The 24,149-nt window shown below is 70.7% G+C and carries 23 protein-coding genes; 7 read left to right on the top strand and 16 right to left on the bottom strand.

Annotated elements, in window-relative coordinates; genetic code table 11:
* The first annotated feature begins 24 nt into the window (after positions 1-24).
* Positions 25-438, top strand: a complete 414-nt coding sequence (locus ACH4YP_RS38020) for a DUF3662 domain-containing protein (RefSeq protein WP_398495773.1) — start codon at positions 25-27, stop codon at positions 436-438.
* Between the two features lie 51 nt (positions 439-489).
* Here ACH4YP_RS38020 and ACH4YP_RS38015 read toward each other — a convergent pair whose 3' ends face one another.
* Complete coding sequence (locus ACH4YP_RS38015) at positions 490-876, bottom strand: hypothetical protein (RefSeq protein ID WP_398495538.1); 387 nt, start codon at positions 874-876, stop codon at positions 490-492.
* Positions 877-1,005: 129 nt separating this feature from the next.
* On the bottom strand, positions 1,006-1,356 hold the full coding sequence (locus ACH4YP_RS38010) for a hypothetical protein (RefSeq protein ID WP_398495536.1): 351 nt from the start codon (positions 1,354-1,356) through the stop codon (positions 1,006-1,008).
* A gap of 367 nt (positions 1,357-1,723) precedes the next feature.
* Between ACH4YP_RS38010 and ACH4YP_RS38005 the strand changes: the two genes are divergently transcribed.
* Together ACH4YP_RS38005 and ACH4YP_RS38000 are read left to right on the top strand one after the other, a co-directional pair.
* On the top strand, positions 1,724-2,509 hold the full coding sequence (locus ACH4YP_RS38005) for a cyclase family protein (protein ID WP_361069355.1): 786 nt from the start codon (positions 1,724-1,726) through the stop codon (positions 2,507-2,509).
* On the top strand, positions 2,506-4,209 hold the full coding sequence (locus tag ACH4YP_RS38000; RefSeq protein WP_398495534.1) for a thiamine pyrophosphate-binding protein: 1,704 nt from the start codon (positions 2,506-2,508) through the stop codon (positions 4,207-4,209). Before ACH4YP_RS38005 ends, ACH4YP_RS38000 begins: the two co-directional genes overlap by 4 nt.
* 125 nt (positions 4,210-4,334) lie before the next feature.
* Here ACH4YP_RS38000 and ACH4YP_RS37995 read toward each other — a convergent pair whose 3' ends face one another.
* The 12 genes from ACH4YP_RS37995 to ACH4YP_RS37940 all read right to left on the bottom strand — a co-directional run bounded on the left by ACH4YP_RS37995 (position 4,335) and on the right by ACH4YP_RS37940 (position 18,231).
* Positions 4,335-6,641 carry a glycosyl hydrolase family 95 catalytic domain-containing protein gene (locus ACH4YP_RS37995; RefSeq protein ID WP_398495532.1) on the bottom strand — a complete coding sequence of 769 codons (2,307 nt, stop codon included), beginning with the start codon at positions 6,639-6,641 and terminating at the stop codon, positions 4,335-4,337.
* A gap of 29 nt (positions 6,642-6,670) precedes the next feature.
* Entirely contained in the window at positions 6,671-7,282 is a 612-nt protein-coding gene (locus ACH4YP_RS37990) for a cinnamyl alcohol dehydrogenase (protein ID WP_361059055.1), read from the bottom strand.
* A gap of 207 nt (positions 7,283-7,489) precedes the next feature.
* Positions 7,490-8,716, bottom strand: a complete 1,227-nt coding sequence (locus ACH4YP_RS37985) for an MFS transporter (protein WP_398495530.1) — start codon at positions 8,714-8,716, stop codon at positions 7,490-7,492.
* A complete protein-coding gene (locus ACH4YP_RS37980) occupies positions 8,713-9,984 on the bottom strand; it encodes an argininosuccinate lyase (protein ID WP_398495528.1) in 1,272 nt (423 codons plus the stop codon). The genes ACH4YP_RS37985 and ACH4YP_RS37980 overlap by 4 nt, the downstream gene beginning before the upstream one ends.
* Positions 9,981-11,102: a pyridoxal-phosphate dependent enzyme gene (locus ACH4YP_RS37975; protein ID WP_361059070.1), complete on the bottom strand. Its 1,122-nt coding sequence runs from the start codon at positions 11,100-11,102 to the stop codon at positions 9,981-9,983. Before ACH4YP_RS37975 ends, ACH4YP_RS37980 begins: the two co-directional genes overlap by 4 nt.
* Before the next feature lie 65 nt (positions 11,103-11,167).
* Positions 11,168-12,175 carry an ABC transporter substrate-binding protein gene (locus ACH4YP_RS37970; protein ID WP_398495526.1) on the bottom strand — a complete coding sequence of 336 codons (1,008 nt, stop codon included), beginning with the start codon at positions 12,173-12,175 and terminating at the stop codon, positions 11,168-11,170.
* A gap of 52 nt (positions 12,176-12,227) precedes the next feature.
* Positions 12,228-13,010, bottom strand: coding sequence for an ABC transporter ATP-binding protein (locus ACH4YP_RS37965; protein WP_398495524.1), 783 nt, complete (start codon positions 13,008-13,010; stop codon positions 12,228-12,230).
* A complete protein-coding gene (locus ACH4YP_RS37960) occupies positions 13,011-14,156 on the bottom strand; it encodes a FecCD family ABC transporter permease (RefSeq protein ID WP_398495523.1) in 1,146 nt (381 codons plus the stop codon).
* Positions 14,157-14,237: 81 nt separating this feature from the next.
* Complete coding sequence (locus ACH4YP_RS37955) at positions 14,238-15,005, bottom strand: class I SAM-dependent methyltransferase (RefSeq protein ID WP_398495521.1); 768 nt, start codon at positions 15,003-15,005, stop codon at positions 14,238-14,240.
* Positions 15,006-15,212: 207 nt separating this feature from the next.
* The gene (locus ACH4YP_RS37950; protein WP_361059040.1) at positions 15,213-16,706 is read right to left on the bottom strand and encodes a tripartite tricarboxylate transporter permease; all 1,494 of its coding nucleotides are present in this window, start codon (positions 16,704-16,706) and stop codon (positions 15,213-15,215) included.
* Positions 16,706-17,248 carry a tripartite tricarboxylate transporter TctB family protein gene (locus ACH4YP_RS37945; protein WP_361059038.1) on the bottom strand — a complete coding sequence of 181 codons (543 nt, stop codon included), beginning with the start codon at positions 17,246-17,248 and terminating at the stop codon, positions 16,706-16,708. The genes ACH4YP_RS37950 and ACH4YP_RS37945 overlap by 1 nt, the downstream gene beginning before the upstream one ends.
* Positions 17,245-18,231, bottom strand: a complete 987-nt coding sequence (locus ACH4YP_RS37940) for a tripartite tricarboxylate transporter substrate binding protein (protein ID WP_055610677.1) — start codon at positions 18,229-18,231, stop codon at positions 17,245-17,247. Before ACH4YP_RS37940 ends, ACH4YP_RS37945 begins: the two co-directional genes overlap by 4 nt.
* Positions 18,232-18,554: 323 nt before the next feature.
* On the opposite strand from ACH4YP_RS37940, the gene ACH4YP_RS37935 reads away from it, so the two are divergent.
* The gene (locus ACH4YP_RS37935) at positions 18,555-20,216 is read left to right on the top strand and encodes an ATP-binding protein (RefSeq protein WP_398495518.1); all 1,662 of its coding nucleotides are present in this window, start codon (positions 18,555-18,557) and stop codon (positions 20,214-20,216) included.
* The gene (locus ACH4YP_RS37930; protein WP_398495516.1) at positions 20,213-20,989 is read left to right on the top strand and encodes a response regulator; all 777 of its coding nucleotides are present in this window, start codon (positions 20,213-20,215) and stop codon (positions 20,987-20,989) included. The genes ACH4YP_RS37935 and ACH4YP_RS37930 overlap by 4 nt, the downstream gene beginning before the upstream one ends.
* Positions 20,990-21,101: 112 nt before the next feature.
* Here ACH4YP_RS37930 and ACH4YP_RS37925 read toward each other — a convergent pair whose 3' ends face one another.
* Positions 21,102-21,881, bottom strand: a complete 780-nt coding sequence (locus ACH4YP_RS37925) for a DeoR/GlpR family DNA-binding transcription regulator (protein ID WP_361059032.1) — start codon at positions 21,879-21,881, stop codon at positions 21,102-21,104.
* A 181-nt stretch (positions 21,882-22,062) separates the two neighbouring features.
* On the opposite strand from ACH4YP_RS37925, the gene ACH4YP_RS37920 reads away from it, so the two are divergent.
* On the top strand, positions 22,063-22,947 hold the full coding sequence (locus ACH4YP_RS37920) for an SIS domain-containing protein (RefSeq protein ID WP_361059030.1): 885 nt from the start codon (positions 22,063-22,065) through the stop codon (positions 22,945-22,947).
* A 43-nt stretch (positions 22,948-22,990) separates the two neighbouring features.
* Positions 22,991-23,848, top strand: a complete 858-nt coding sequence (locus tag ACH4YP_RS37915) for a ketose-bisphosphate aldolase (protein WP_398495515.1) — start codon at positions 22,991-22,993, stop codon at positions 23,846-23,848.
* 4 nt (positions 23,849-23,852) lie between these two features.
* Here the strand turns inward: ACH4YP_RS37915 and ACH4YP_RS37910 are convergent, their stop codons facing one another.
* Positions 23,853-24,149 (bottom strand): hypothetical protein, encoded by a 297-nt coding sequence (locus ACH4YP_RS37910; protein WP_398495772.1) that lies wholly within the window; start codon positions 24,147-24,149, stop codon positions 23,853-23,855.

Below are 24,149 nucleotides of genomic sequence, written 5' to 3'. Positions count from 1 at the left end.
CGTAGGACCGCGAGCAGCGAGCCGGTGCCGGAGAAGCCAGAGGACGCGAGCGGACTCACCGGTCTGGAGCGAGCGCTGGAGCGCTTCGGAGCGTCGCTGCTCGCACAGTTCCGCCACAAGGAACCGGTCGAACTGCTCGCCGCGCTGCGCAGGGAGTGCGACGACCACGCCGTCGTGTGCAGCGAGAGCCTGGTCGTCGTCCCCAACGCCTACGGCGTCGAACTGCCCGAGTCCGTCCATCAGGAACTCGAACGGAACGGCGGTCGCGTCGACCAGGTGCTCACCGACAGCCTGCTCCGGCACGGCGAGAGCCGGGGCTACGCATGGGCCGGACCGCTCGTGGTGCATGTCACCAAGTCGCCCTCCGTGCCGAACGGCCGATACCGGGTGACGAGCAGTGTGATGCGGCACGTGCGGGCCGAGGCGTTCCACGGCTGATCCCGGCCCGGGGCGTCCGTCCCAAGGTGTCCAACTAGGCGTCCGGCCCCGTCAGTCGGTGAGCGTGACGCAGGGCAGTCCCACGCTCGCGCCGCCACGGAAGCCCTCCGCGCAGAGCCGGGTGCCCGCGGGGAAGTGGCGCTGGGGGTACGCCTGGTCCCGGTAGGTCCTGAACGCGGAGACGTCCTCCACCTTGGTGTTGGCGCTCCAGCCGTTGGTGGTCCAGACGCGGGCGCTGATGCGGTGCGGCTGGTTGGTGTTGACGACCGAGACCTCGACCCTGCCCAGGTAGGTGCCCGTGTCGTACGTCTCGATGCAGACGGAGTTGTTGCACCACCTGCCGTCCGCCGCCGCGGGAGGCCCCGCGACGATGACACAGCCGAGTGCCGCGGCAAGGGTGCCGATTCCCGCAGTGATCTTCTTGGTGATGCAGCGCATGTGAAGCGACCTCAAGCAGTCTTCCGGGCCCGACCGGGCGTCGGGTCGTGTCATACATCGCGGGACCAACGAGGGCCATGATCATGAGTTACGTACCCTTGCCCCGCTCGGCCCGCCCGGTTTGCGAGGTCAGTGCCCCGGCAGCCATTCGCTGAGCGCGTCGATGAGGCGGTCGAGCGCGGGCTGGTCGGCGGAGCGGTCCGTCATGACAGTGCGGCCGTTGAACTGCAGCGCGTACTGGAACATGTCGGCCGCTCCCGTGTCGATCGTGAACTCGGGGACGTCGGCGAGCGCCGGATCGCCGAGCAGCGTGCGCAGTTCGGTGAACTGGGCCGCGTTCGTACGGCGCACTACGGCGTCGCCCTTGTCGTCGGCGAGGACGCTGCCGTCGCCCCGGAGAACCACCTTCTGGTTGACGCCCGCGAAGCCGCCGGTGACCGTCATGGTCACCAGCCTCTGCTTGGGCCCGGTGACGGGCACAGGCGACGCGCTCCTCGAATCAGAGGCCGAAGCCGAGCCCGAGGCCGCAGCGGACTCGGAGAGGGAGGGCGTGGGTGAGACCGGCGGTGAGGTGGAGGGAGACGGCGCGGTACTGACCGCCGTACGTGCCGCGTCCGGTGACTCCGCCGAACCGCCGCCCGACCCGGACGTGCAGCCGGTCAGTCCCAGTACCCCGAGTGCTCCGACCGCGACCACCGACGCCGCCATCGCGCCCGTACGCCTTCCGAACATCGTGCCCCCGCCCGTCACCCGTCGACCGACTCGACCGGACTGTGAGTACCACGGAACCGCAGTAGTCATGTCCGGTGCCATGCTGTCAGTTCCGCGCTGCCCCATGGAGGTCTTCATGCCCGAGCCGTCCGTCCTCGCCTCGCTGGTGTCCGCGCTGCGGAGCGGGGCGATCGAAGTCGTCGACCTGACGGCGCCGTTGTCGTCGTCGACACCGGTACTCCAGTTGCCGCCCGAGTTCGGCCAGACGGCGGCGTTCGAGCTGGACGAGATCAGCAGGTACGACGACCGGGGCCCGGCCTGGTACTGGAACAACTTCCGCAGCGGCGAGCACACCGGCACCCACTTCGACGCCCCGAACCACTGGGTGACCGGGAAGGACCTGGCCGACGTGGCGTCCGTACCGGTGAACCGGCTGGTCGCACCCGCCGCCGTGCTGGACTTCACCGCTGAGGCGCGGGAGAACCCGGACTTCCTCGTCGAGGTCGACCATGTGAAGGCGTGGGAGGCGGAGCACGGGCCGCTCCCCGACGGCGGCTGGCTGTTGGTGCGCACCGGCTGGGACGCGCGCTCCCATGCGCAGGAGCCGTTCCTGAACGCGGACGAGAACGGCCCGCACACCCCCGGCCTGTCGCCGGAATGCGCCCGTTGGGTCGCTCAGGAGTCGCCCGTCATCGGCCTCGGCGTCGAGACGGTGGGCACCGACGCCGGCGGGGCGCACTCGTTCGACCCGGCCTTCCCGTGCCACTCGTACCTCATGGGCAGCGACAAGTACGGACTGACCCAGTTGCAGAACCTGGCGGCGCTGCCCGCGACCGGCTCCGTCGTCGTCGCCGGGCCGCTGCCCATCGTCACGGGGTCCGGGTCCCCCGCGCGTGTGCTCGCCCTGGTGGAACGTCCGTGAAGGTCGCCGAGGCCGTCGGACGGGCGCTGCACTCGGCCGGGGTCGGTCAGGTCTTCGGCGTGGTCGGCTCGGGCAACTTCCATCTCACCAACGCCTTGGTCGCGGCGGGTTCGCGGTTCGTGGCCGCACGCCATGAAGGCGGCGCGGCGACCATGGCCGACGCGTACGCCCGGATGAGCGGCGAGGTCGCCGCGCTGAGCGTTCATCAGGGACCCGGCCTGACGAACGCCATGACCGGCATCGCCGAGGCCGCCAAGAGCCGTACGCCGCTGCTCGTGCTCGCGCCCGAGGTGACCGAGCCGCGCTCCAACTTCTACGTCGACCAGGAGGCGTTGGCGCGATCGGTGGGCGCGGTCACGGCACGTGTCACGTCGGCGGAGAACGCCGTCGCGCAGGCCCTCGACGCCGTTCGGCGAGCCGTGTGCGAGCGGCGGACCGTCCTGCTCAACCTCCCGCTGGCCGTCCAGGCCCTCGACGTACCTGACGTAGCCGGCGCACTCGACGACGCGTCGATCCCTGCCGTGGTACCGCCCGAACGGGCCCCGGTGGAACCGGAGTCGGTCGAAGTGGAGGCGCTGGCGCGGGTGCTGGAGACGTCCCGGCGGCCGGTCTTCGTGGCCGGGCGGGGAGCGCGTTCGCCCGCCGCCCGGGACGCCCTGGCGGCGCTCGCCGAACGCCATGGTGCGCTGCTGGCGACCTCGGCCGTCGCTCGCGGCCTGTTCCACGGCGACCCATGGTCGCTCGACGTGTCCGGAGGCTTCGCGTCGCCCCTGGCGGCCGAACTGATCCAGGCAGCCGACCTGATCGTCGGCTGGGGCTGCGCGCTGAACATGTGGACCATGCGGCACGGCCGGCTGATCGGCCCGGACACCACCGTCGTACAGGTCGACGACGACGCCTCGGCCCTCGGCGCGCACCGGGAGGTGCACCTCGGAGTCACCGGCGACGTGGCACTCACGGCCCGGCGCGCGCTGGAGACGGACGACGCGAACCGGCAGGCGCGGCAAGGGCAACTGGCTGAACAAGGCCAAAAGGCCAGTGAGGGTTTTCGGACCGCCGACATCGGCGTGGCCATCGCCGCACGCGTGCGCTGGCGGGACGTGCCGTACGAGGACACGAGCAGCCGCGAGCGCATCGACCCGCGCACACTGAGCATCGCGCTCGACGACGTCCTCCCCGCGGAGCGGGTGATCGGCGTGGACTCCGGCAACTTCATGGGCTACCCGAGCATGTACCTGTCGGTGCCGGACGAGAACGGCCTGTGCTTCACTCAGGCGTTCCAGTCGATCGGCCTCGGTCTCGCGACCGCGATCGGCGCGGCACTGGCACGGCCGGACCGGCTTCCCGTGGCCGCGCTCGGGGACGGCGGCGCGATGATGGGCGCCGCGGAACTCGACACCGTACGCAGGCTCGGACTGCCGATGGTGGTCGTCGTCTACAACGACGACGCCTACGGGGCGGAGGTCCACCACTTCGGACCGGACGGGCATCCCCTGGACACCGTCGAGTTCCCGCCGACGGACATCGCCGCCGTGGCCCGGGGCTACGGTTTCGAGGCGGTGACCGTACGCACGCGGGCGGACCTGAAGGCCGTCGAGGACTGGCTCGCCGGGCCGCGCTCCGCGCCACTGCTCATCGACGCCAAGGTGGTCGCGGACCGGGGAGCCTGGTGGCTTGAGGAGGCGTTCCGCGGGCACTGAGCGGTGGCCGCGCCCCCCCGACCGACAGGGGGCGCGGCCACCGCATGCGGGGTATCGGCGCGGCCGGGCAGCGGAGTTGCCGGTGTTGCTCGCGCGCCGCCCGGCCACGCCGATCCGGCTTCCGGCTACGGCAGTCCCCAGGGCTCTCCCGGCTCGCTCGGGGAGACCGGGGCGATGACGAGGTCGGGTCGCTCGCCCGCGTACAGCAACACCTCGCGTCCCTTGGGCAGTTCGACGGCGAGGACTCCGTCGGCCGTCGTGTGGGTGCGGGCCGGCCTGCCGTCGTCCAGGACCGCGGTCACCCGCCCGCCGGTCAGACCGTGCCGGAGGCGCAGCGGCTCGCCCGCCAGACTCCGCACGCGTACGAAGCGGGTGACGCCGTCGCTGCGGACCGCGCTGACCAGGAAGGCGCCCTGGGTGCGGAAGTCGTGCAGGGTGACATCGGCCCAGGAGTCGGGCACGGCGGGAAAGACCCGTACGACGCCGTTCCAGCTCTGGCAGAGCATGTCGTGCAGGGACTGGGACGCCGACAGCGGTGTCTCGATGACCGGCCCGGCCTCGGTGTAGTGGGTGTTGGCCCGGCAGGGATAGCGGGTGCTGGTGTCGAAGAACTTCTTCAGGTACGTGAGTGCCGTGTCGCCGCGGCCCATCATCGCGTACAGCGACGCGGCGCCCGTGTAGCTGTAGCCGCGGTGGGAGCCGGTCAGCGCGTGCCAGTGGACGACCGACTTCTCGATCAGCTCGCGCTGCTCCGGCTGCTCCCAGTTCACGAGATACAGCGGATAGACCATCAGCAGGTGCGAGTAGTGGCGGTGGGACTGCGCGTACGGCGTGTCCGCGCCGATCATGAAGCCGTTGTCGTCCACCGGATACGGCGTCAGCCTGGCCAGCACCTCCTGCCAGCGAGCCTTCAGCGGGTCGTCGACGCCCAGGCGCTCGGACGCCTCAAGCAGCGCGCCGCAGCCCCAACGGATCAGCGCCAGATCGTAGTTGGTGTCCTTCGGCGGGACCACCGGATACTCCGGGGACAGCGTGGAGGGCAGATGCAGCTTGCCGTCGTCGCCCGGCTGGAGGAAGTGCAGGTAGTAGTTGATCGCGCGGCGCAGCAGCGGGTACACCGTGTCGCGCAGCAGGTCCTCGTCCATGCTGTGCCGGTAGCTCAGCCATACGTTGTGCAGGGCCCAGGTCAGATTGCCCGCCTCGCCGCCGGTGCCCGGAAGGGGGACGCCGCGGTTCGCGAACATGTCGGAACTGCGGCCGACTCCGGCGCTGTCCGCCCGGTACGCGGCGGGCACGTTCGCGATCAGCTGTTCCTGGTTCTGCCTCAGGGTGCTGGCGAGCGAGTCGAGTTCCAGGTGGTTGGAGCCGTGGATGAGCCAGTACTCCAGCTGGATGTTGAGGTTCCACCACACGGCGGGCCAGGGAGTGGGTTCGAGCCAGGGCCCGCACGTGGCCATCGGGGGGCCGCCCTCGCGGCTCGCCGACGCGATCTTGTAGAGCTGGATCCAGTGGAAACTCTGCAGCCGTTCGTCGGGGATCGAGACGAAGCTCTTGCGGTAGAACGCGTGCCACCAGCGGGTGTGCTGTTTACGGAGCGCTCCGTAGGGAGCCGCACGCTGGATCTTCCTGAGCGAGGCTTCCCCGGCCCGGGTGTCCGAGGGGTGGCTGTGGGCCACGTTGAGCAGCAGGGTGTCGCCGGAGCGGCGGTAGGCGGTCGCGGTCTGGCCGCCGCCGATCAGCGGCTGGAGCACCTGCTCGACGTCACCTGTGGTGCGCGTGGTCCAGGGCGGGTTGGCGACGTAGCCCGTCGGAGGTGCCTCGCTGATCTTCCGGGGGCTGACGGCCTCCTCGGGGTGGAACGTCCAGCGGACCTCCTCGTCGCCGTCGGCCGTGGCGCGTGCGGCGAGGATTCCGTCGTGGATGAGGGCGGAGAGCGTCAGGGTGCCCTTGTCGGTGGTGATGGTGCCGGTGAGTTCGGCGTTCCACAGGCTCAGGCGCCAGTCGACCGCACCGATGGTGCCGACGGGATCGAGGGTCAGATGTCCGACGGGCAGTCGGCAGGTGCCCCAGCCGCTGCCGAACTCGGGCCGGTGGTCCTGCACTTCGCCGTGCTGGACGGTGAACCGGACGCTGTTGGCACCCGGCTCCTTGTAGACCATGCTGCCCAGCCGGCCGTCACCGAGGAACGGCCCCTCGTGCCACAGCGTGGGCATCCTGCGCCACACCAGGTCCTGCCGGCGTAGGAAGTCGGTCCACGCGCCGTCCGAGCCCATGCGGTTGCGGAGCTTCCAACGGCCGTCGGCGGCACCGGCCGTGAGGTTCTCGCCGACGGCGTCCGGGACTTGGGCGGATGCCGCCTCGGCGACTCCCGGCAGTGCGGCGGCCGCCGTGCCGCCCAGCACCGAACCGAGCACAACTCTTCTAGAGGTCATTTGCGGGTGCCTCCAAGGTGCGACACGGTTCACCGCGTCCAGTACGTGATGTTGCGGAAGCGCGCCTCGGCCCGGCCGCTGCCGTGGTGGTAGACACCGTTCTTGAAGTGGCGGGTGGCAGGCCCCCGGTCCTGGGTCGTCAGGACCAGGTCGTCGTCGAAGTAGACCTTGACGCTGCGACTTGAGGCGTTGTGTTCGAGCTTGACGTTGAACCACGTGTTGTAGGCGTTCGTTTTGAGGACCGTGCTGTCGTACGCCCTCACGGTGCCGCCGCTCGCGCTGTAGGCGTTGAGCATGAAGTCCGTGGCGGGTGTGCCCGACGGGTGGATCACACGGAGGATCTGTACGAAGGTCGCGCCGTTCGTGCCGGACGGAAGGTACACGTCGGCATCCCACATGTGCTGTCCTGAGGTGTACTCCTGGCGCCAGCGCATCTCGGTACGAGGGTCGGTGGAACTGCCCTCCGACATGGGCTCGTCGGTGTCGTACACCCACATGCGATGGACGCCGCCGCTGTTGCTGTACCGGTCGCCCAGGTCGAGGTTCCACGGCTTCTGCATGCCGTAGGTGAACGCGGTCTTGTTCCAGCCGTCCGTGGGCGACGCGGCGGAGGCGGCGGCGGAGGACGTCGACTGGGTCATCGCCCAGGCGGCGCCTCCGGCGAGTAAGCCTCCGGCGGCGAGAACGGTACGTCTGGATGGTTGCGATGTGGGCATGCCAATCCAATCCTCGGAGCGGTACGCGTGATGCGAGCGATTCATCGGATCTATTTCCTGTCGAAGGGTAGAACTGGCCGCTTAGGGCGTCAATGATGGTGAAGAGGCGAAGATAGATCCGATGTGAAGGGTTCAGAGGTCGGTCTTGGGGCCGGGGCGGAGACGGCGCAGTGCACGGATCAGCAACGGGGGCAGCAATGCGCACTGCGCGGCGACCGCGGCCCAGAAGAGACCCGGATATCCCGAGCGCTCGGCCAGTCCGTAGCCCCCGCCTCCCGCGATGCCACTGGCGAACGCGCCGATTCCGGCGGCCAGCCGCTGATGGCCGAAGACGACGGCGGGTGAGCGGGGAGACCGGGCCAGGGCTTCGAGGTCGTTCTTGAGGAAGAGCACGATCTCGCCCAGGCAGACGAGCAGGGCTCCGGCGAGGAGGGCGGCGGGATGCCCGAGAGCGAGCGTGGCCATGCCGGCCGCCAGTGCGGCGAAGCCGAGTCGCAGAGCACGGGGATACGGCATACGGGCTGTCCGGTCCGACAGGAGCGGCTGGGCCACCACCAGGAGCACGGCGTAGAGGGCGAGGACCAGACCGTAGAACTCCGTCGAGGTCCGGGGCACCGCGTACAACGCGAGGTAGTGCTGGAAGAACATGAACACATACACGCTCAGGACGGTGACCGCGAAGGGCAGGACCGCCAGTCCGGCGAACGGCTTCTGCCGCCGGCGGGGCGGGTGTTGGGGGTCGACGCCTCCCTTCGGCCGTTCCGGCTGCTCCGGGTGGTGGTCGGAGGCTTCGACGGGCAGCAGCGCGTGGCCCACGGTGATGGCCGCGAACAGTACGGCGACCGCGGTGAAGAGTCCCGCGGAGGCGCTGAGTACGAAGGGGGCGGCGGCGAGCGGACCCAGCGCGATACCGGCGTTGAGGGCGGAGCCGCTCGCCGACAGCAGCAGCGGGCGCCGCTCGTCCGCGACGCGGTGCACCAAGTACGCCTTGTTGGCGGGCAGATAGAGCGCGGCACCACAGGAGACGAGGAACAGCGCGGTGACGGCCGCGGCGGGATGCCCGAGCCCCGGCACGAAGCCGGCGAAGCCCGCCGTACGGATCAACAGGGCGAGCAGCATGGTGCGTTGGAGTCCGATGCGCTCGGCGACCACGGCCCCCACGACGCCACCGGCGAACTGCACGAACGAGGCGACGGCGAGCACCACGCCGACGGCGCCGAGCCCCATCCCCAGCCGCTCGTGCAGCAGCACCGACATGAAGGGCAGGACCGCGAAACTGCCCAGCGGGATGAGGAACGATCCGGCCAGCAGGAAGTACTGCGGGCCACTGAGACCGGTCAGCCCTTTCAGCGGCGTCACCCCTCGTCGTTGGCCGCGACGACGACCGGACGTACGCTCCCGGCCGCGCTGAGCGCCCGGTGCAGGGCCAGTTCGGCCGTCGCGGCCTCGGCCAGCACGATCCCCGTACAGCCTCGCTGATCGCCCAGGTGCTCAACGCGCCTTCCCGGAGCGGCGGTTGGGTACCACTCGGGTGAGCCGGGGAAGGCGGACAGGGTGTCGAGGCCGGTCCAGCCGGTGAGCGTGCCGCGCCGGTCAGGGTAGACGAGCACGAAGCCGGTGGCCGGTCCCGAGGAGGAATCGACAGGGCTGTTCATCAGTGCGGGGCGGCGGCCGAGAGCCGTGTCGACCATGGCCTCGTAGACATTGGTGCCCAGAGCCCGGCACAGCGCCTCGCCGACGAGGGCACCGCCGATACGGCGGTTGATCTCCACCAGTTCCGGCCCCTCGGAGGTGAGGACGAACTCCACGTGCGCGAAGCCGGTGTCATGGCCGGCGGTCACCAGTACGCACCCCACCCAGTCCTGGAGCAGGCCGAGTTCGGGATCCGGGAAGGCCACGGGGAAGGCCGCTGCCTCCTCCCGGACGGAAGGCTCGGGGGACAGCTGGCGGCTGAGGACGCCCAGCAGCCTCGTCTCGCCCTCCCAACTGAGGGTTTCCGCGCTGTAGACGGGGCCGGAGAAGAAGGGCTCAGCGAACAGCCGCCCGGCGAAGGGACGTTGGGCGGCCTCGGCGAGGGCGGTGTGCAGCTGCTGTTCGTCGCGCACCGGCCACACGTTGCGGGAGGAGGTGCCCGCCGAGTCCTTCAGGACGGCAGGCAGCCCGATCTCGCGGAGGATCGCGGCGGCCGCGGCTGCCGTGGAGGCACGGGCGGGATCGGCGGGATCGGTGGGGACGGTCAGGGCGCGGGCGCGGCTCAGACCGCGCTCGTGCAGGAGAGTACGCACCCGGCTCTTGTCGCGCAGCAGCCGGACCGCGGCCGGGTCCGGCCCGGGGAGGCCGAGTTCGGCGGCCAGGTCGGCGCCGGGAACGCTCCAGGTGTCGGTCGAGTTGACGAGCCCTCGCAGGTCGGGCACCGAGGTCAGCACGGCGGAGCAGGCCGACTCGTCGAACGTGTCGACGTCGACGATGTCGAGCGCCGCGAGAGCTTCGGGTGTGAGGTGGGCGAGTTCGTGGCGGTAGACGGCCCGGTCGCCGGTGAGCAGGCACAACCGGTGCCCGGCGCCGCCTGCCGCCTCGGCCAGGCGGCCCAGTCCGAAGGTGAGTGCTTCCAGGGCGGCGATGGTCACGATGCCCGGTCCTCCTTGTTCGCTGCGGCGGTCGATACGTCAGCCGATACGTGGGCCGGTATTTGAGTCGATGTCGATACGGCGGTCGATATGGCGGTCGGTGCGGCGAGCGGTGCCGGTACCTGTGCGGGCGCGGCGGTCCGGCGTACGTCGTAGCGCCGCCGTTCCCAGGCCATCACCGACCAGGGCGGGGCGAGTTCGGCGAGGCCCGTGATCTGGAGGGGCTTGAGGACGCTCGGGTCGAGGGCCTCCTGGTGGCGGGCGAAGACGCGCTCGGTGTAGCGGTGTCCGGTGTCGGCGCCGATCACCACGTGCACCCGCTCCGGGTGGCGCGCGGCCTCCCAGCCGGCGACGAGGTGGGCGGCGCCGGTGGACAGGCCGGCGAACACGGCGTGTTCCCGCAGCAGACCGACGGCACCGGCCATGGCATGCCGGAAGTCGAGCCAGTGCAGCGTGTCGTAGAGGTCGTGGCGGACGTTGTCGAACGGGATCGAGCTGCCGATCCCCGCGATGATCGCCTCGGGGTCGCTGAACCCCTCGCTGCCGAAGGTGACGCTGCCGAAGGGCTGCACCCCCAACAGCCGTACGGCCCGGCCGCGTTCGCGCAGCGAATCCACCAGACCGCCGGTGGACGATCCCGTGCCCACCGCACCCACGACGGTGAGCGGCGTGTCGGGCAGCGCACGGTCGACCAGGTCGGCGAACTCGCGGTAGCCCGTGTAGTGGACGGCGTCGTGGTACTGCCGCATCCAGTGCAGCCCGGGCCGCTCGGCCAGCAACTGCCGGACCCGGTGCACCCGCCGTTCCTGGTCGAGCCTCAGATCCTGCGAGGGCGGCATCTGGTCCACGGTCGCCCCGAGGATTTCCAGTTGGGCGCGCATCGCGGCGTCCACGGTGGTGGAGGCGACGATGTGGCAGTTCAGCCCGTAGCGGTGACAGGCCATCGCCAGGGCCAGCGCGTAGATGCCGCTGGAACTGTCGACGAGGGTCTGGCCCGGCTGGACGGTCCCGCGCTCCAGCAGCGTGCGGACCGCGCCGAGGGCGGCGTACACCTTCAGCGTCTCGAAGCGGGCGAGCACCACGTTGTCGGACAGCCGCAGCAGGTCGGGGGCCTTCATCGCGTCGGTGATGTGCTCGTGGACCGGGGGAGCGGGGGTGGGTGCGGTACGCGTCGGAGTCACCCTCACCGCCCGACCGAGCGCAGGTAACGGCCCAGGTCCTCGGCGCCCTTGACGTTGCGGGGGCCGCTGACGGCGTCGCCGTAGGACATCACGAAGAAGCGGTTGTCCCGCACCGCCGGTACCGACTTCAGGCTCTTGAGCGACTTGAGGTAGGCGATCTTGTCCTTGGCGGGCTGGTCGGCGTAGTCGACGATCACGATCACTTCGGGTTTCGCCTCGATCACCGGTTCCCAACCGACCGTCGTCCAGCCCTTGTTGAGTCCGTCGAAGACGTTGGTCGCTCCGGCGGCGGTGACGATGTCGTTCGGCGCGGCATGGCGGCCCGCGGTGAACGGCTGGTCGGTACCGGAGTCGTAGACGAAGACCTTGGCGGGATCGCCCTTCTCGGGCCAGGACTTCTTCAGCGCGGCGACGCGGTCCTTGAGGTCGGTGACGAGCTCGTCCGCCCGCTTCTCGACGCCGAAGATCCGGCCCAGGTTCTCCAGGTCGGTGTAGAGCGCGTCCAGCGGTTCGGCGTCCACGCTCTTGTCGCCGTAGTCCCAGCAGGTCTCGGTGTGCAGATAACTGTCGACGCCGACCTTCTCCAACAGGGCCGGTGTGATGCCCCGTTCCTCGCTGAAGCCGGAGTTCCAGCCGGCCAGTACCCAGTCGGCTCTGGCCTCGACGACGATCTCCCGGGTGATGCGCTCGGTGCCCAGTCGCTCGACCCCGGTGTAGTCCTCACGCCAGGGCGAACCCTTGATCGCCGGGTCGCCGAGCTTGTTCATGACGTAGCCGCGCATCCGGTCGGCCAGCCCGAGGGAGAACATCTTTTCCGCGCCGCTGACGTCGTAGGCCACCGCGCGCTTCGGGCGGGTGTACGTGACGTCCTCGCCGCAGTTGGAGACGGTGACGGTGTCGTCCTTCTTGTTCTTCGCAGCGGACTCGACCTCGGCGCCGCAGCCGGTGGTCAGGAGCCCCGCCGCGAGCAGAACGGCGGCCAGGGCCCGGGGCAGCGGTGGTCGCATCATGAGTGCCGTCCTTCTGATGGGTCGTCGGGGAGTGCGGAAGGTGCCGCGGCGGTCAGGTCGTGGTGGCCGTGGCGGTCAGGTCGTAGATCAGGTGGGGTGCGCCGGTGCGCGGGTGGTGGACGACCGTGACGTCGACGCCGAACACCTTGCGGACCAGCTCGGGGGTCAGGACCTCCGCCGGGCTGCCGGTGGAGACCAGGGAGCCGGAGCTCAGTACGGCGATCCGGTCGCAGGCGGCGGCCGCCAGGTTGAGGTCGTGCAGGGCCGTGAGCACGGTCAGTCCGGAGCCGCGCAGGAAGGACAGCAGCTCCACCTGATGCCGTACGTCCAGGTGGTTGGTGGGTTCGTCGAGGACCAGGACTCGGGGTTCCTGGACCAGGGCGCGTGCGACGAGGACGCGTTGGCGCTCCCCGCCGGAGAGCGTGAGCACGCTGCGGTCCGCGAGGTGGGCGACGTCCAGCCGTTCCATCGACTTCCGGCACAGGGCGCGCTCGTGGGCGGTGAGGGGGTGACTGCCCCGGGCGTGCGGAGCGCGGCCGAGCGCCACCACCTCCTCGACGGTGAAGTCGAGTTCGGTCTGGCTCTCCTGGGTCAGGGCGGCGATCGACCGGGCGCTGTCGCGCGGTTTCAGCGACGTCAGGTCGGTGCCGTCGAGCAGGACGGCCCCGGACGTCGGCTTCAACGCCCGGTACACGCAGCGCAGCGCGGTCGACTTTCCGCTGCCGTTGGGGCCGACGAGTCCGACGATCCGGCCGGCCTCCACGTCGATGTTCAGCCGGTCCACCAGGGCACGCCCGGCCGCCTCGACCGACAGGTCGCGCAGGGACAGGACCATCTACCGGCCTCCGAACAGATAGCCGCGCCGGCGCATCAGCGTGATGAACACCGGCACCCCGATCAGCGCGGTGATCACCCCGAGCGGCAGCTCCTCGGGCGCGAAGGCGGTACGGGCCACCAGGTCGACCCACACCATGAAGCAGGCCCCGGCGAGCGGCGTGACCGCCAGCACCCTGCGGTGCGTGGAGCCGACCAGGATCCGCACCACATGGGGCAGGACGAGACCGACGAAGGCGATCGCGCCGCTGACCGCGACGATCAGGCCGGTGACGGCCGCGGTGAGCAGGAACAGGCCGCGCCGCAGCGCGTCCGCGTCCACACCCAGGCTGGCCGCGATCTCGTCGCCGAGCGCCAGCACGTCCAGCGACCGGCTCTGCCTCAGCAGCACCACGACCGCCACCAGAACCGCCGCCGTCACCAGCGGCAAGGACTCCCAGGACGCCGATCCGAGGCTGCCCAGCAGCCAGAACAGCACGGTCCGCGCGGCCTGACCGTTCGGGGAGAGGAAGACCAGGACGCTCATCAGCGCCTGGAAGCCGTACGCCAGCGCCACTCCGGTCAGCACCAGCCGCAGCGGTGTCAGCCCCAGCGGGCCGCGCGCGGCCAGATACACCAGCAGCGTGGCGCCGAGCGCGCCGAGGAACGCGGCGGCCGACAGCGCGTAGATCCCGAGGCTCGCGAAGACCCCGAACACCACCACGGCGGTCGCCCCGACGGACGCGCCGGACGAGATGCCCAGCACGAACGGGTCCGCGAGCGCGTTGCGCACCAACGCCTGGATGGCGACTCCCACGACGGCCAGCCCGGCTCCGACGACCGCGGCGAGCAGCACCCGCGGGGTGCGCACATGCCACACGATGGAGTACCCGGTCACCTCGTCGGCCCCGATGCCGCCGCCGGTGAGGGCCGCCCACAGGAAGTGCACGACATCGGCCGGCGGCACGACGGTCGGCCCCAGCGCGATTCCCGCCAGGACGGAGACCACCAGCGTCACGGAGAGCACCACCAGCGCGGTCAGCAGCCTGCCGCGACCCGCACCACGATGGTCCGGTTCCTGACGCGGCTCCTCGTGACGCGGTCCGTCCCGCGAGGGTGCGCCGGTACCGGACTCGGCGGCGGGTGTCTCGGATACGGCCTCGGCCATGAAATCCCTTTGTCCGTACGGCAGTTCGGGCGCGGGCAGCCCCAAATGCCGCCCGCTCACCAGTAGTCGGCCGCGACCGCCTCAGAGTTCCCGCGCATCGGCGGATAGTTCAGGACGGGTCCCTCGGACGATCAGCCGCTTCGCGTGGTTGTCGTACGGGCCGCCGTCGAAGTCGCCGTAACAGCACACGTCGGTGAAGCCGGCCGCCTCGAACAGCGCGCGCAGTTCGGCCGCGCTGTAGAGGAAGGAGGTGATCGACGCCTCCCGTGCGATGCCGTCGCGCACGAGCGTCCAGTCGGTGCGCAGCCGCGTCCAGTTGTCCAGCACGGTGTCGCGCTGCACCACGTACGCGCCGCCGTCGAGCTCGACGACCTGGGGCCGCCCGATCCAGCCCGCGAGGACCTCCTTGCCCATCACGTCGATGAGCAGTCGCCCACCCGGTACCAGAGAGTCGTACGCGTTGCGCAGCACCCGCTCGTTGTCGTCCGGGGCGTCGAAGTAGCCGAACGACGTGAAGACGTTGAGCACCACGTCGTACGAGCCGGGCTCGACGTGGGTCAGCATGTCCGCCCGCACGAGCCGGACTTCGGCCCCGGCCTCCTCGCAGACGGCACCGGCCCGCTCAAGCATGACCGGGCTGAGGTCCACTCCTGTCACCGCGTAGCCGCGACGGGCCAGGGGCACCAGATACACACCGGGCCCGCAGCACAGGTCCAGCACCCGGCTCCCGGGCGGGAACTCCAGCAGCGGCGACTTGGCGACGACGCCCTCCGTCTCCGTACGCCTGCGCCCGGAGAACATGGTCTCGGAGAAGTCCGACCAGAATCCGTCGTCCTCGTACCAGTGCATACAGCTGCAACCTCGATCCAGGGCCGGACGAGCCGCACACCACAGCGCAACGGCCTCGTCTGTGCGGGGCTTGTTGTTGCAGTGGTCGGACGCGGAGGCCCTGGAGTTCCCGACGAGCAGGAGATCAACTCGGAGAAGGGGACATGACGGTGCCCGTCGGGGGCGGATGGTTCGTCCCGCCCCCGACGGGCACCGTGGACGGATCGATCAGGCCTTCGCGCGGCCGCGTATCACGAGCTTCTTCAGGAGCGGCCAGGCGAGCAGCAGCACGATCACCGCGTACACGGTCACCGAGAAGGGCGTGTTGACCAGGCCCGAGACGCTGCCGTCGCTGATCTGCAGGGCGCGGCGGAGCTGTTGTTCGGCGTTCGGGCCGAGGATGACGCCGATGACGGCGGGCAGCACCGGCAGGCCGTAGCGCCGCATGCCGAAGCCGATCAGGCCGATGATCAGGAGGATCACCAGGTCGATGACCTCGCCGCCGACCGCGTACGCGCCGACCGCCGCGAAGAACATGATCCCGGCGTACAGGTAGGGCCGCGGGATGCGCAGCAGCTTCGCCCACACCGGCGCGAGCGGCAGGTTGAGCGCGAGCAGCAGGACCATGCCGACGAAGAGGGAGGCGATGAGGCCCCACACCAGGTCGGGTTCGCGCTCGAAGAGGAGCGGGCCCGGCTGGATGCCGTACTGCTGGAAGGCGGCCAGCATGACCGCCGCGACCGCCGTGGTCGGCAGCCCCAGGGTCAGCATGGACACCAGCGTGCCCGCCGCCGAGGCCGACGCCGCCGACTCCGGCCCCGCCACACCCTCGATCGCGCCCTTGCCCCACTCGTCCTTGTGCTTCGACAGGCGCTTCTCCGTGACGTACGACAGGAAGGTGGGGATCTCGGCGCCGCCCGCCGGGATCGCGCCGAACGGGAAACCGATGAACGGCCCGCGCAGCCACGACTTCCAGGTCCGCCGCACATCGGCCTTGCCCAGCCACGGCCGGCCCACCGGTATCGGCTCGCCCGTACTGCGCCGCAGATGCGCGGCCACCCACAGGGCCTCGCCGATCGCGAAGAGGCCGACCGCGACGATCACCACGTCGATACCGTCGGCGAGTTGGAGCGAGCCGAAGGTAAGCCGCTGCTGCCCGGTCATCTGGTCCAGGCCGACCAGCCCGATCGTCAGTCCGATCAGCAGGGACGCGAGCCCTCGGATACGGGACGAACCGAGGACGGACGTCACGGCGATGAACGCGAGCACCATGATGGCGAAGTAGTCCGGCGCACCGATGTCCACCGCCAGTTCGGCGACCGTCGGCGCGAGCATCACCAGCAGGATCGTGCCGATCAGACCGCCCGCGAAGTGGCCGATGGCGGCGGCAGCGAGCGCCTGCGCACCGCGCCCCGACTTGGCCATCGGGTTGCCCTCCATGGCCGCGACCACGGCCGCGCTCTCGCCCGGCGTGTTCAACAGGATCGAGGTGGTCGAGCCGCCGAACATCGCGCCGTAGTAGATGCCGGCGAACATGATGAACGCGCCGGTCGGGTTCAGGCCGTACGTCACCGGCAGCAGCAGGGCGACCGCCATCGCGGGGCCGATACCGGGCAGCACGCCGATCGCCGTGCCGAGCAGCACGCCGATGGCGGCCCACAGCAGGTTGATCGGGGTGAGCGCCGTACCGAACCCGTCCATCAGGGAGTTGAGGGCGTCCATCACAGCACTCCCATCAGCGGGCCGCCGGGCAGCGGTACTCCGAGCAGGTTGTTGAAGATCACGTACGTGGCGAGGGAGAGCACGGCCGCGATGAGCGGGTCCCGGTCGAAGCGGCGGCTGCCGAGCGCGAAGGCCGCTCCCCAGAAGAGGAGCGCGCCCGCGACGGGGAAGCCGGCGGGCTCGATGAGGACGGCCGCGCCCAGGAACACCCCGGCGAGCAGCAACACCGTGCGCCAGTCGGCCGGTTCGGACAGATCGATGTCCTCGCCGCCCTCGGCCTCGCCACGGCCGCCGCGCAGTACGTCCACGGCGAGCAGGGCCGCGATGACGAGCAGCCCGACGCCGACCACGATCGGCACGGTCCTCGGCCCGACGGGACCGCGCTGGGTGGTCTCGACGTCCATGGTGAGCGCGTCGCCCAGGACGAGCGCGCCGAGGGCCAACAGCAGGACGCAGACGCCGAGTTCGGAGTGGTCACGCAGCCACGACCGCCGTTCGTTGGTGGGTGGCGTCGGGGAGGCGTCGGTGGTCGGCGTCGTCACAGTCCCAGCTCCTTCAGTACCGAAACCACGCGCTTGTCCTGGGCGTCGAGGAAGTCACCGAACTTCTCGCCGGTGAGGAAGGCGTCGTCCCAGCCGTTCTGCTGCATCGACTTCTGCCACTCGGGGGAGTCGTGCAGCTCCTCGACGAGGCGTACGAGCTTGTCGCGCTCGGCGTCCGACAGGCCGGGCGGGGCCACGATGCCCCGCCAGTTGGTGAAGTCCACGTCGTAGCCGGACTCCTTCAGCGTGGGCGCGTCCGCGAGTTCGTCGACCCGCTCCGGGCCGGTGACCGCGAGAATCCGGAGTTCGCCCGCCTTGATCTGGTCGAGGTACTCCCCGACCCCCGACACCCCGAAGGCGACCTTGTTGCCGAGGATCGAGGCGAGCAGCTCGCCACCGCCGTCGAAGGGCACGTAGTTGACGTCCTTCGGGGCGATACCGGCGGCCTTCGCCATCAGCATGGGCGCGAGATGGTCGGGCCCGCCGGGCGAGGAACCGCCGCCCACCGGAAGCTTGCCCGGGTCCTTCTTCCAGGCCTCGACGAGCTGGTCGATCGTCTTGTACGGGGAGTCCTTGCCGACCACCACGACGTCCTGCTCCTCGGTGAGCCGGGCGATCGGGGTGGTGTCGGCGAGCGTCTTGGGCGCGTCGTTGGAGCGGACGGCGCCCACGACACCGAGGCCCATCGACATGGCGAGCTTGCCGTTGCCGTGCTCGCTCACCAGCCGGCTCAGTCCGACGGTGCCGCCGGCGCCGGGCAGGTTGAACACCTCGATGTTGTGCGTGAGTTCGGCGTCCTCGGCGTTCTTCGCGGCCGTGCGGGCCGTGATGTCGTAGCCGCCGCCGGGCGTGTTGGGGACCATGAAGCGCAGGCCCGGGATCTGCGTGCCCGTCGCGGAGTCGCTGCCCGCCGTGAGCAATGGAGGGCCCACGAGCACGAGCACGGCGGCCCCGAACAGGGCGAGGAGGGTGCGCAGGCGCACGAATGCCACCACCTGTCGGTACGTCGATGAGGTCGGGGGAAGCCCTGTGGGGAGGGTGACGTGGGCCACATGTTGCCCGTACGCCTGCCGCCTGTCTCTCTTCCGGAACCAACGGAGGTTGTGGTCTTTGCGGTCACCGGCGTCTTGCGCGTGCGGGCAGGGGGTGTGGTGCGCGTGTGCGGAGGGAGGCGGCGGGTCTTGCTGCCCCGGCTCCCCGCTCGACCCTTCTCGCCCCTTTTCCTTGACGTGAGCCGGGTCCATGATGGGGCGATCCTCCAGACGAGCCGCCCAACGCCGTGTCGGCCCGAGAGATTGAGTACGTCGTGGTCGCCACCTTCCGCCGTCAGACCCTCGCGGGCGAGATGCTGGTGCTCCAGCTCGCCATCGTCGTGGTGGTGCTGCTGGCCGTCGCCGCGGTCTCCCTCGCCCAGTCGGAGGCGACCTTCAACCGCGTGGAGGGCCGCCGTGTCGCCGCGCTGGCCGAGCAGCTGGCCGCCAACCCCCTGGTCCGCAGCCAGCTCGTACGGCCCGCGCCGCTGGAGGCCCTCGCCCCGCTGGTGAACTCCACACAGACCCAGTCCGGGGTCACCTCCGTGACGGTGACCGACGCCGACGGCCGGATCGTCAGCTCCACGAACCCCACGGCGATCGGCGACCGGCTGGAGCTCGGCGAGGGCGCCGCCGAGGGCCGGGGCTGGTCGGGCTCGCTGACCCTGGACGGCAGCCGCCAGCTCGTGGCACAGGTCCCGGTACTCGGCGCGACGCAGCAGAACCTCGGTCGGTACCTGGGCACGGTGATGATCGGCGAGGCCGACCCGACCGTGTGGCAGCGCCTCAACGGCGCGTCCTCGTACCTGCTCGCCTACCTGGGCATCGCCAGCGGACTCGGCCTGGTGGGCTCCTGGCTGCTGGCCAGACGCGTCAAACGGCAGACCCTGGGCCTCGAACCCCGCGAGATCGCCGGCCTTGCCGAGCACCGCGAGGCGATGCTGTACGGGATCGCCGAGGGCGTGATCGCCCTGGACCCTCAGCACCGGCTCACCCTCGCCAACGACATGGGCCGCCGCCTCCTCGACCTTCCCGAGGACTGCGTGGGCCAGAGCCTCGCCGAACTCGGCATCGAGGGACGGCTGCGGGACGTCCTGGTGGGCGACCGCAAGGGCACGCCCCACGAGCGCGACGAGGTAGTGATCCGGCACGGCCGGGTACTGGTGATGAACCGGATGACCGTCACCAAGGACGGCCGCCCGCTCGGCTCGGTCACCACCCTTCGCGACCGCACCGAACTGGCCCGGCTGGAGCGGGAGATCGGCTCCTTCCGCAGCTCCTCCGAGCTACTGCGCGCCCAGGCCCACGAGTTCGCCAACCAGCTGCACACCATCTCCGGGCTGATCGAGATCGGCGAGGAGGACGAAGTCGTGTGCTACATCCGCGCGTTGAACCAGCGCCGCCAGTCGCTGGACGTCACCCTCAGCCGCCGCGTCCGCGACACCGCCGTCGCCGCCCTGCTCATGGCGAAGGCATCCCTGGCCGCCGAACGGAAGGTGAGACTGCGGATCTCCGACAGCACCGCGCTCGACCGGCTCGTACCCGAGGACGCCGCCGACGTGTCGACCGTGGTCGGCAACCTCGTCGACAACGCCGTGGACGCCGCGTCCGTCGCCGCGGTCGCGGGTGAGGCGGACGGCCACGAGGCCTGGGTCGAGGTCGAACTGCGGCAGGACGCCTCCAGCGTGGAGATCGTGGTCCGCGACTCCGGCCCCGGCGTCGCCCCGGAACTCGCCCGGGAGGTCTTCCTGCACGGCTTCACCACCAAGGCGGCCCAGGAGGGTGAGCGGGGCATCGGCCTGGCGCTCACCCGGCTGGTCTGCGAGCGTCACGGTGGTGAGATCTCGGTGACCAACACCCCCGAGGGGGCCATGTTCACCGCACGCATGACCGTCAGCCACCTCACCGACGCGGTGGCGGAAGGAGCGGCCCGATGAAAGGGACGAAGGGTACGTCCGGCATGCCGGACACGCCCCGTGGGCCGGGCACGTCCGTCACGACCGACACATCTGTCACATCCGTCACGACCGACAAGATCGACGTGCTCGTGGTCGACGACGACTTCATGGTGGCCCGTGTCCACCGCACCTTCGTCGAGCGCGTCGAGCCGTTCCGGGTGGTCGGTGTCGCCAACACCGGCGAGCAGGCCGCCCATGCCGTCGACGAACTGCACCCCGACCTCGTCCTGCTCGACCTGTACCTGCCGGACGTCTTCGGCCTCGACGTCATCCCCCGGCTGCGTACCTCCGGCCACGACTGCGACGTCATGGTCATCAGCGCGGCCCGGGAGGCCGACACGGTCCGCGGGGCAGTGCGCCACGGCGTCGTCGACTACCTCCTCAAACCGTTCGAGTTCGAGGACCTGCGCGCCCGCCTGGAGCGCTACGCCGTCCAGCGGGGCCGCCTCCTCGCCACCGTCGTGCACGGCCAGGCCGACGTGGACCGGGTCCTGGCCGGAGCGACCGTGCAAGCCTCCGCCGCCGGCTCTCTCCCCAAGGGCATGAGCGTCGAGACCGCCGAACTGATCGAACGCACCCTCCGCGCCGCGGAGGGCACCCTCTCCGCCGCCGAGTGCGCGACCCTGGCCGGCATCTCCCGCGTCAGCGCCCGCCGGTACCTGGAGCACTTCCACACCGTCGGCAGCGCGGACGTGACGCTGCGCTATGGGGCGGCGGGGCGGCCTGAACGGCGGTATCGGTTCCAGAGCTGAGCGCGCCGCGGGTAACCGGTACGTCGTCTGCGGCTCCGTCGTGGCTGGTCGCGCCCACGCGGCGGAGCCGCACATGGACACAGTCCCGCGCCCTATGGGCCGCGTGGCCGCGTCAGACGGCGACGACCGTGACGCCCGCCTCCTCGAACCGCCGCACCATGTCCCCGCTCACCGCCGAGTCCGTGACCAGCGTGTCCACCGACTCGGCCGCGCAGATCCGGGCGAAGGCCCGCTGCCCCAGCTTGCTGGAGTCGGCGGCGACGATCACGCGCTCGGCCCGCTCGCAGAGCAACCGGTTGATGGCCGCCTCCGCCTCGTCGGCCGCCGCCGCGCCATGGGTCACGTCGAGGGCGACCACGCCGAGGACTGCCACGTCGAGGGTGATCTGGCCGAGCACGCCGTCGGCGAGGGGGCCGACCAGCTCGTACGACTGCGGGCGGGCGACGCCACCGGTCAGCACGATCTTGAACTGGGGTCGCACGGCCAGCTCGTTGGCGATGTTGAGGGCGTTCGTGACGATCGTCAGGGCGGGCGAGCCGGACGCGAGATCACCGCGCACGGCCAGGGCGCGGGCCACCTCCGTGGTGGTCGTGCCACCGGTCAGGCCGACCGCCTCTCCGGGTGAGACGAGATCGGCCACGGCCTTCGCGATGCGCTGCTTCTCGGAGGCGTGGCGGGCCGTTTTGTAGCGCAGCGGCAGCTCGTAGGAGACGCCGTGCACGACCGCACCGCCCCGGGTGCGTACGAGCATCTGCTGTTCGGCGAGCTGGTCGAAGTCGCGCCGGATCGTGGCCGCCGACACCGACAGCTCGGCCGCGGCCTCCTCGACATCCAGCCGGCCCCGCTCCACGAGCAGCTCCAGCAGCGCCTGCCAGCGGGCGTCGCGCGACATCCGCACTCTCCGTCCGTCGATCTGCTCATTGATCCGAACGGTCCGTGAGTTGATCCGTGCAGCGACCGTTCCCTGATCTTTCGGCGACCCTAACGCACACCGTTCACTCGGTGATGCTTGATTGTGCTCGAAAGCTGGCTATATCTTGCAAGAGTAATCATCATGGCTGGGAGGTCACGGCGTGAGCCACGTGGAGAACGAGCTGAAGAGCCAGCCCGAGTGCTGGGTGCGGGCCGCGGGGGAATCCGCGGTCCATGGGGACGTGCTACCCACCGCCGGGGAGCGGGTAGCCGTCGTCGGCTGCGGCACGTCGTGGTTCATGGCACAGGCCGTCGCGGTGCTGCGCGAGCAGGCGGGACAGGGCGAGACGGACGCCTTCGCCGCCTCCGAGTTCCCGCACGGCCGCTCGTACGACCGAGTGGTCGCCCTTACCCGCTCCGGCACCACCACCGAGGTGCTCGACCTGCTCGGTCGGCTGAAGGGGCGTACGCGCACGGTCGCGATCACCGCGGATCCGCGAACTCCCGTGATGGAGGCGGCGGACGACATCGCCGTGCTCGACTACGCCGATGAGAAGTCCGTGGTGCAGACGCGGTTCGCGACCACCGCGCTCACCCTGCTGCGGGCCCATCTCGGGCTGCACGACGACTCCGTCGTCGCCGACGCCCGTACCGCGCTGGCGGAGCCACTGCCCGAAGGGCTCGTCGACTGCACGCAGTTCACGTTCCTGGGGCGCGGCTGGAGCGTGGGGCTGGCGAACGAGGCCGGGCTCAAGATGCGTGAGGCCTCGCTGGCGTGGACCGAGGCCTATCCGGCGATGGAGTACCGGCACGGGCCGATCAGCGTGACCACCTCGGGGACCGCGACCTGGATGCTCGGCGAGGCACCCGAGGGGCTGGCCCAACAGGTGCGCGACACGGGCGCGTTGTGGGTCGGCGGCGGTCTCGACCCGCTCGCCGAACTCGTCCGCGCCCAGCGCCTCGCCGTGGCCGTCGCCGCGGCCCGGGGCCTCGATCCCGACCAGCCCCGCCACCTCACCCGCTCGGTCGTCCTCACCACGTCCTGACGTCACCACGTCCTGTAGTCGCCACGCCCTGAAGGGAGAGTCCGTGCCTCTCGCAGCAGCCGGAGAACTGGTCGCCCGGGCGGCCGCGTCCCGCACCGCCGTCGCCGCGTTCAACGTCATCACGCTGGAACACGTCGAGGCGGTCGTCGCCGGAGCCGAGGTCGCGGACGCGCCCGTCATCCTCCAAGTCAGCGAGAACGCGGTGAAGTTCCGCGGCGGACGGCTGCTCCCGCTGGCCCACGCCGCGAGCGCCGCCGCCGAACACGCCTCCGTACCCGTCGCGTTGCACCTCGACCACGTCCAGAGCGACGAGCTGCTGCGACAGGCGGCCGGCGCCGGTTTCAGCTCCGTCATGTACGACGCGGCCCGTCTCCCGTACGCCGAGAACCTCGCGGCCACCCGGGCCGCCGCCGACTGGGCACACGCCCAAGGTCTGTGGATCGAGGCCGAGTTGGGGGAGGTCGGCGGCAAGACGGGGCAGCCGCCGCTGGACGCCCACGCGGCGGGTGCCCGTACCGATCCGGCCGAGGCGCGTGCCTTCGTCGCCGACTCCGGCGTGGACGCCCTGGCCGTGGCCGTCGGCAGCACGCACGCCATGACCACCCGTACCGCCGCCCTCGACCACGACCTCCTCAAGCGCCTCGCCGCGGCCCTCGACGTGCCGCTGGTGCTGCACGGCTCGTCCGGTGTGCCGGACGCCGAGCTGAGAGCGGCCGTCGCGGGCGGCATCACGAAGGTGAACGTCGGCACCGCTCTGAACATCGCGATGACCGGCGCGATCAGGGACTACCTCACCGCCCATCCCGAGGCGGTCGACTCACGCAAGTACCTGACCGTGGGACGGGCGGCGATGGCGGAGACGGTGACCCGGATCATCCGAGTCCTGGGCCCCACCGGCTGACACCTCAGCCCGCGTCCACGACCTCCATGTCCACAGAGCCCTCCACGAGCTTCTCGAAGAAGAACTCGTGCTTGAGGAACGACACGTCGTACTCGCTCCCCGGGTACGGCGGGATCAACTGGGCCGCCTGGAACAGCCGCCAGCCGTCCCGCAGGGCGTCCACCCCTGACTTGTACGGGGGTTCGTCACTGTCCCCGGTCGTGGGGGACGTACGCCCCGTGCCGTCGTACACCGACCAGCCGACCACCGGCGAGTCCAGCGCCGACGTGCCCAGATAGAGCACCAGAACCTGCTGACGAAT

Origin of the sequence: Streptomyces sp. NPDC020747 (genome assembly GCF_044334695.1) — a bacterium.
Taxonomy (GTDB): Bacteria; Actinomycetota; Actinomycetes; order Streptomycetales; family Streptomycetaceae; genus Streptomyces.
This window is presented reverse-complemented; position numbering and strand designations above follow the sequence as displayed.

Bases quoted from the DNA above. Each gene is read 5' to 3' on its own strand.
- ACH4YP_RS38015 (WP_398495538.1), bottom strand. From the start codon at position 876: ATGCGCTGCATCACCAAGAAGATCACTGCGGGAATCGGCACCCTTGCC.
- ACH4YP_RS38005 (WP_361069355.1), top strand. From the start codon at position 1,724: ATGCCCGAGCCGTCCGTCCTCGCCTCGCTGGTGTCCGCGCTGCGGAGC.
- ACH4YP_RS37995 (WP_398495532.1), bottom strand. From the start codon at position 6,641: ATGACCTCTAGAAGAGTTGTGCTCGGTTCGGTGCTGGGCGGCACGGCG.
- ACH4YP_RS37990 (WP_361059055.1), bottom strand. From the start codon at position 7,282: ATGACCCAGTCGACGTCCTCCGCCGCCGCCTCCGCCGCGTCGCCCACG.
- ACH4YP_RS37975 (WP_361059070.1), bottom strand. From the start codon at position 11,102: ATGAAGGCCCCCGACCTGCTGCGGCTGTCCGACAACGTGGTGCTCGCC.
- ACH4YP_RS37970 (WP_398495526.1), bottom strand. From the start codon at position 12,175: ATGATGCGACCACCGCTGCCCCGGGCCCTGGCCGCCGTTCTGCTCGCG.
- ACH4YP_RS37965 (WP_398495524.1), bottom strand. From the start codon at position 13,010: ATGGTCCTGTCCCTGCGCGACCTGTCGGTCGAGGCGGCCGGGCGTGCC.
- ACH4YP_RS37960 (WP_398495523.1), bottom strand. From the start codon at position 14,156: ATGGCCGAGGCCGTATCCGAGACACCCGCCGCCGAGTCCGGTACCGGC.
- ACH4YP_RS37955 (WP_398495521.1), bottom strand. From the start codon at position 15,005: ATGCACTGGTACGAGGACGACGGATTCTGGTCGGACTTCTCCGAGACC.
- ACH4YP_RS37950 (WP_361059040.1), bottom strand. From the start codon at position 16,706: ATGGACGCCCTCAACTCCCTGATGGACGGGTTCGGTACGGCGCTCACC.
- ACH4YP_RS37930 (WP_398495516.1), top strand. From the start codon at position 20,213: ATGAAAGGGACGAAGGGTACGTCCGGCATGCCGGACACGCCCCGTGGG.
- ACH4YP_RS37925 (WP_361059032.1), bottom strand. From the start codon at position 21,881: ATGTCGCGCGACGCCCGCTGGCAGGCGCTGCTGGAGCTGCTCGTGGAG.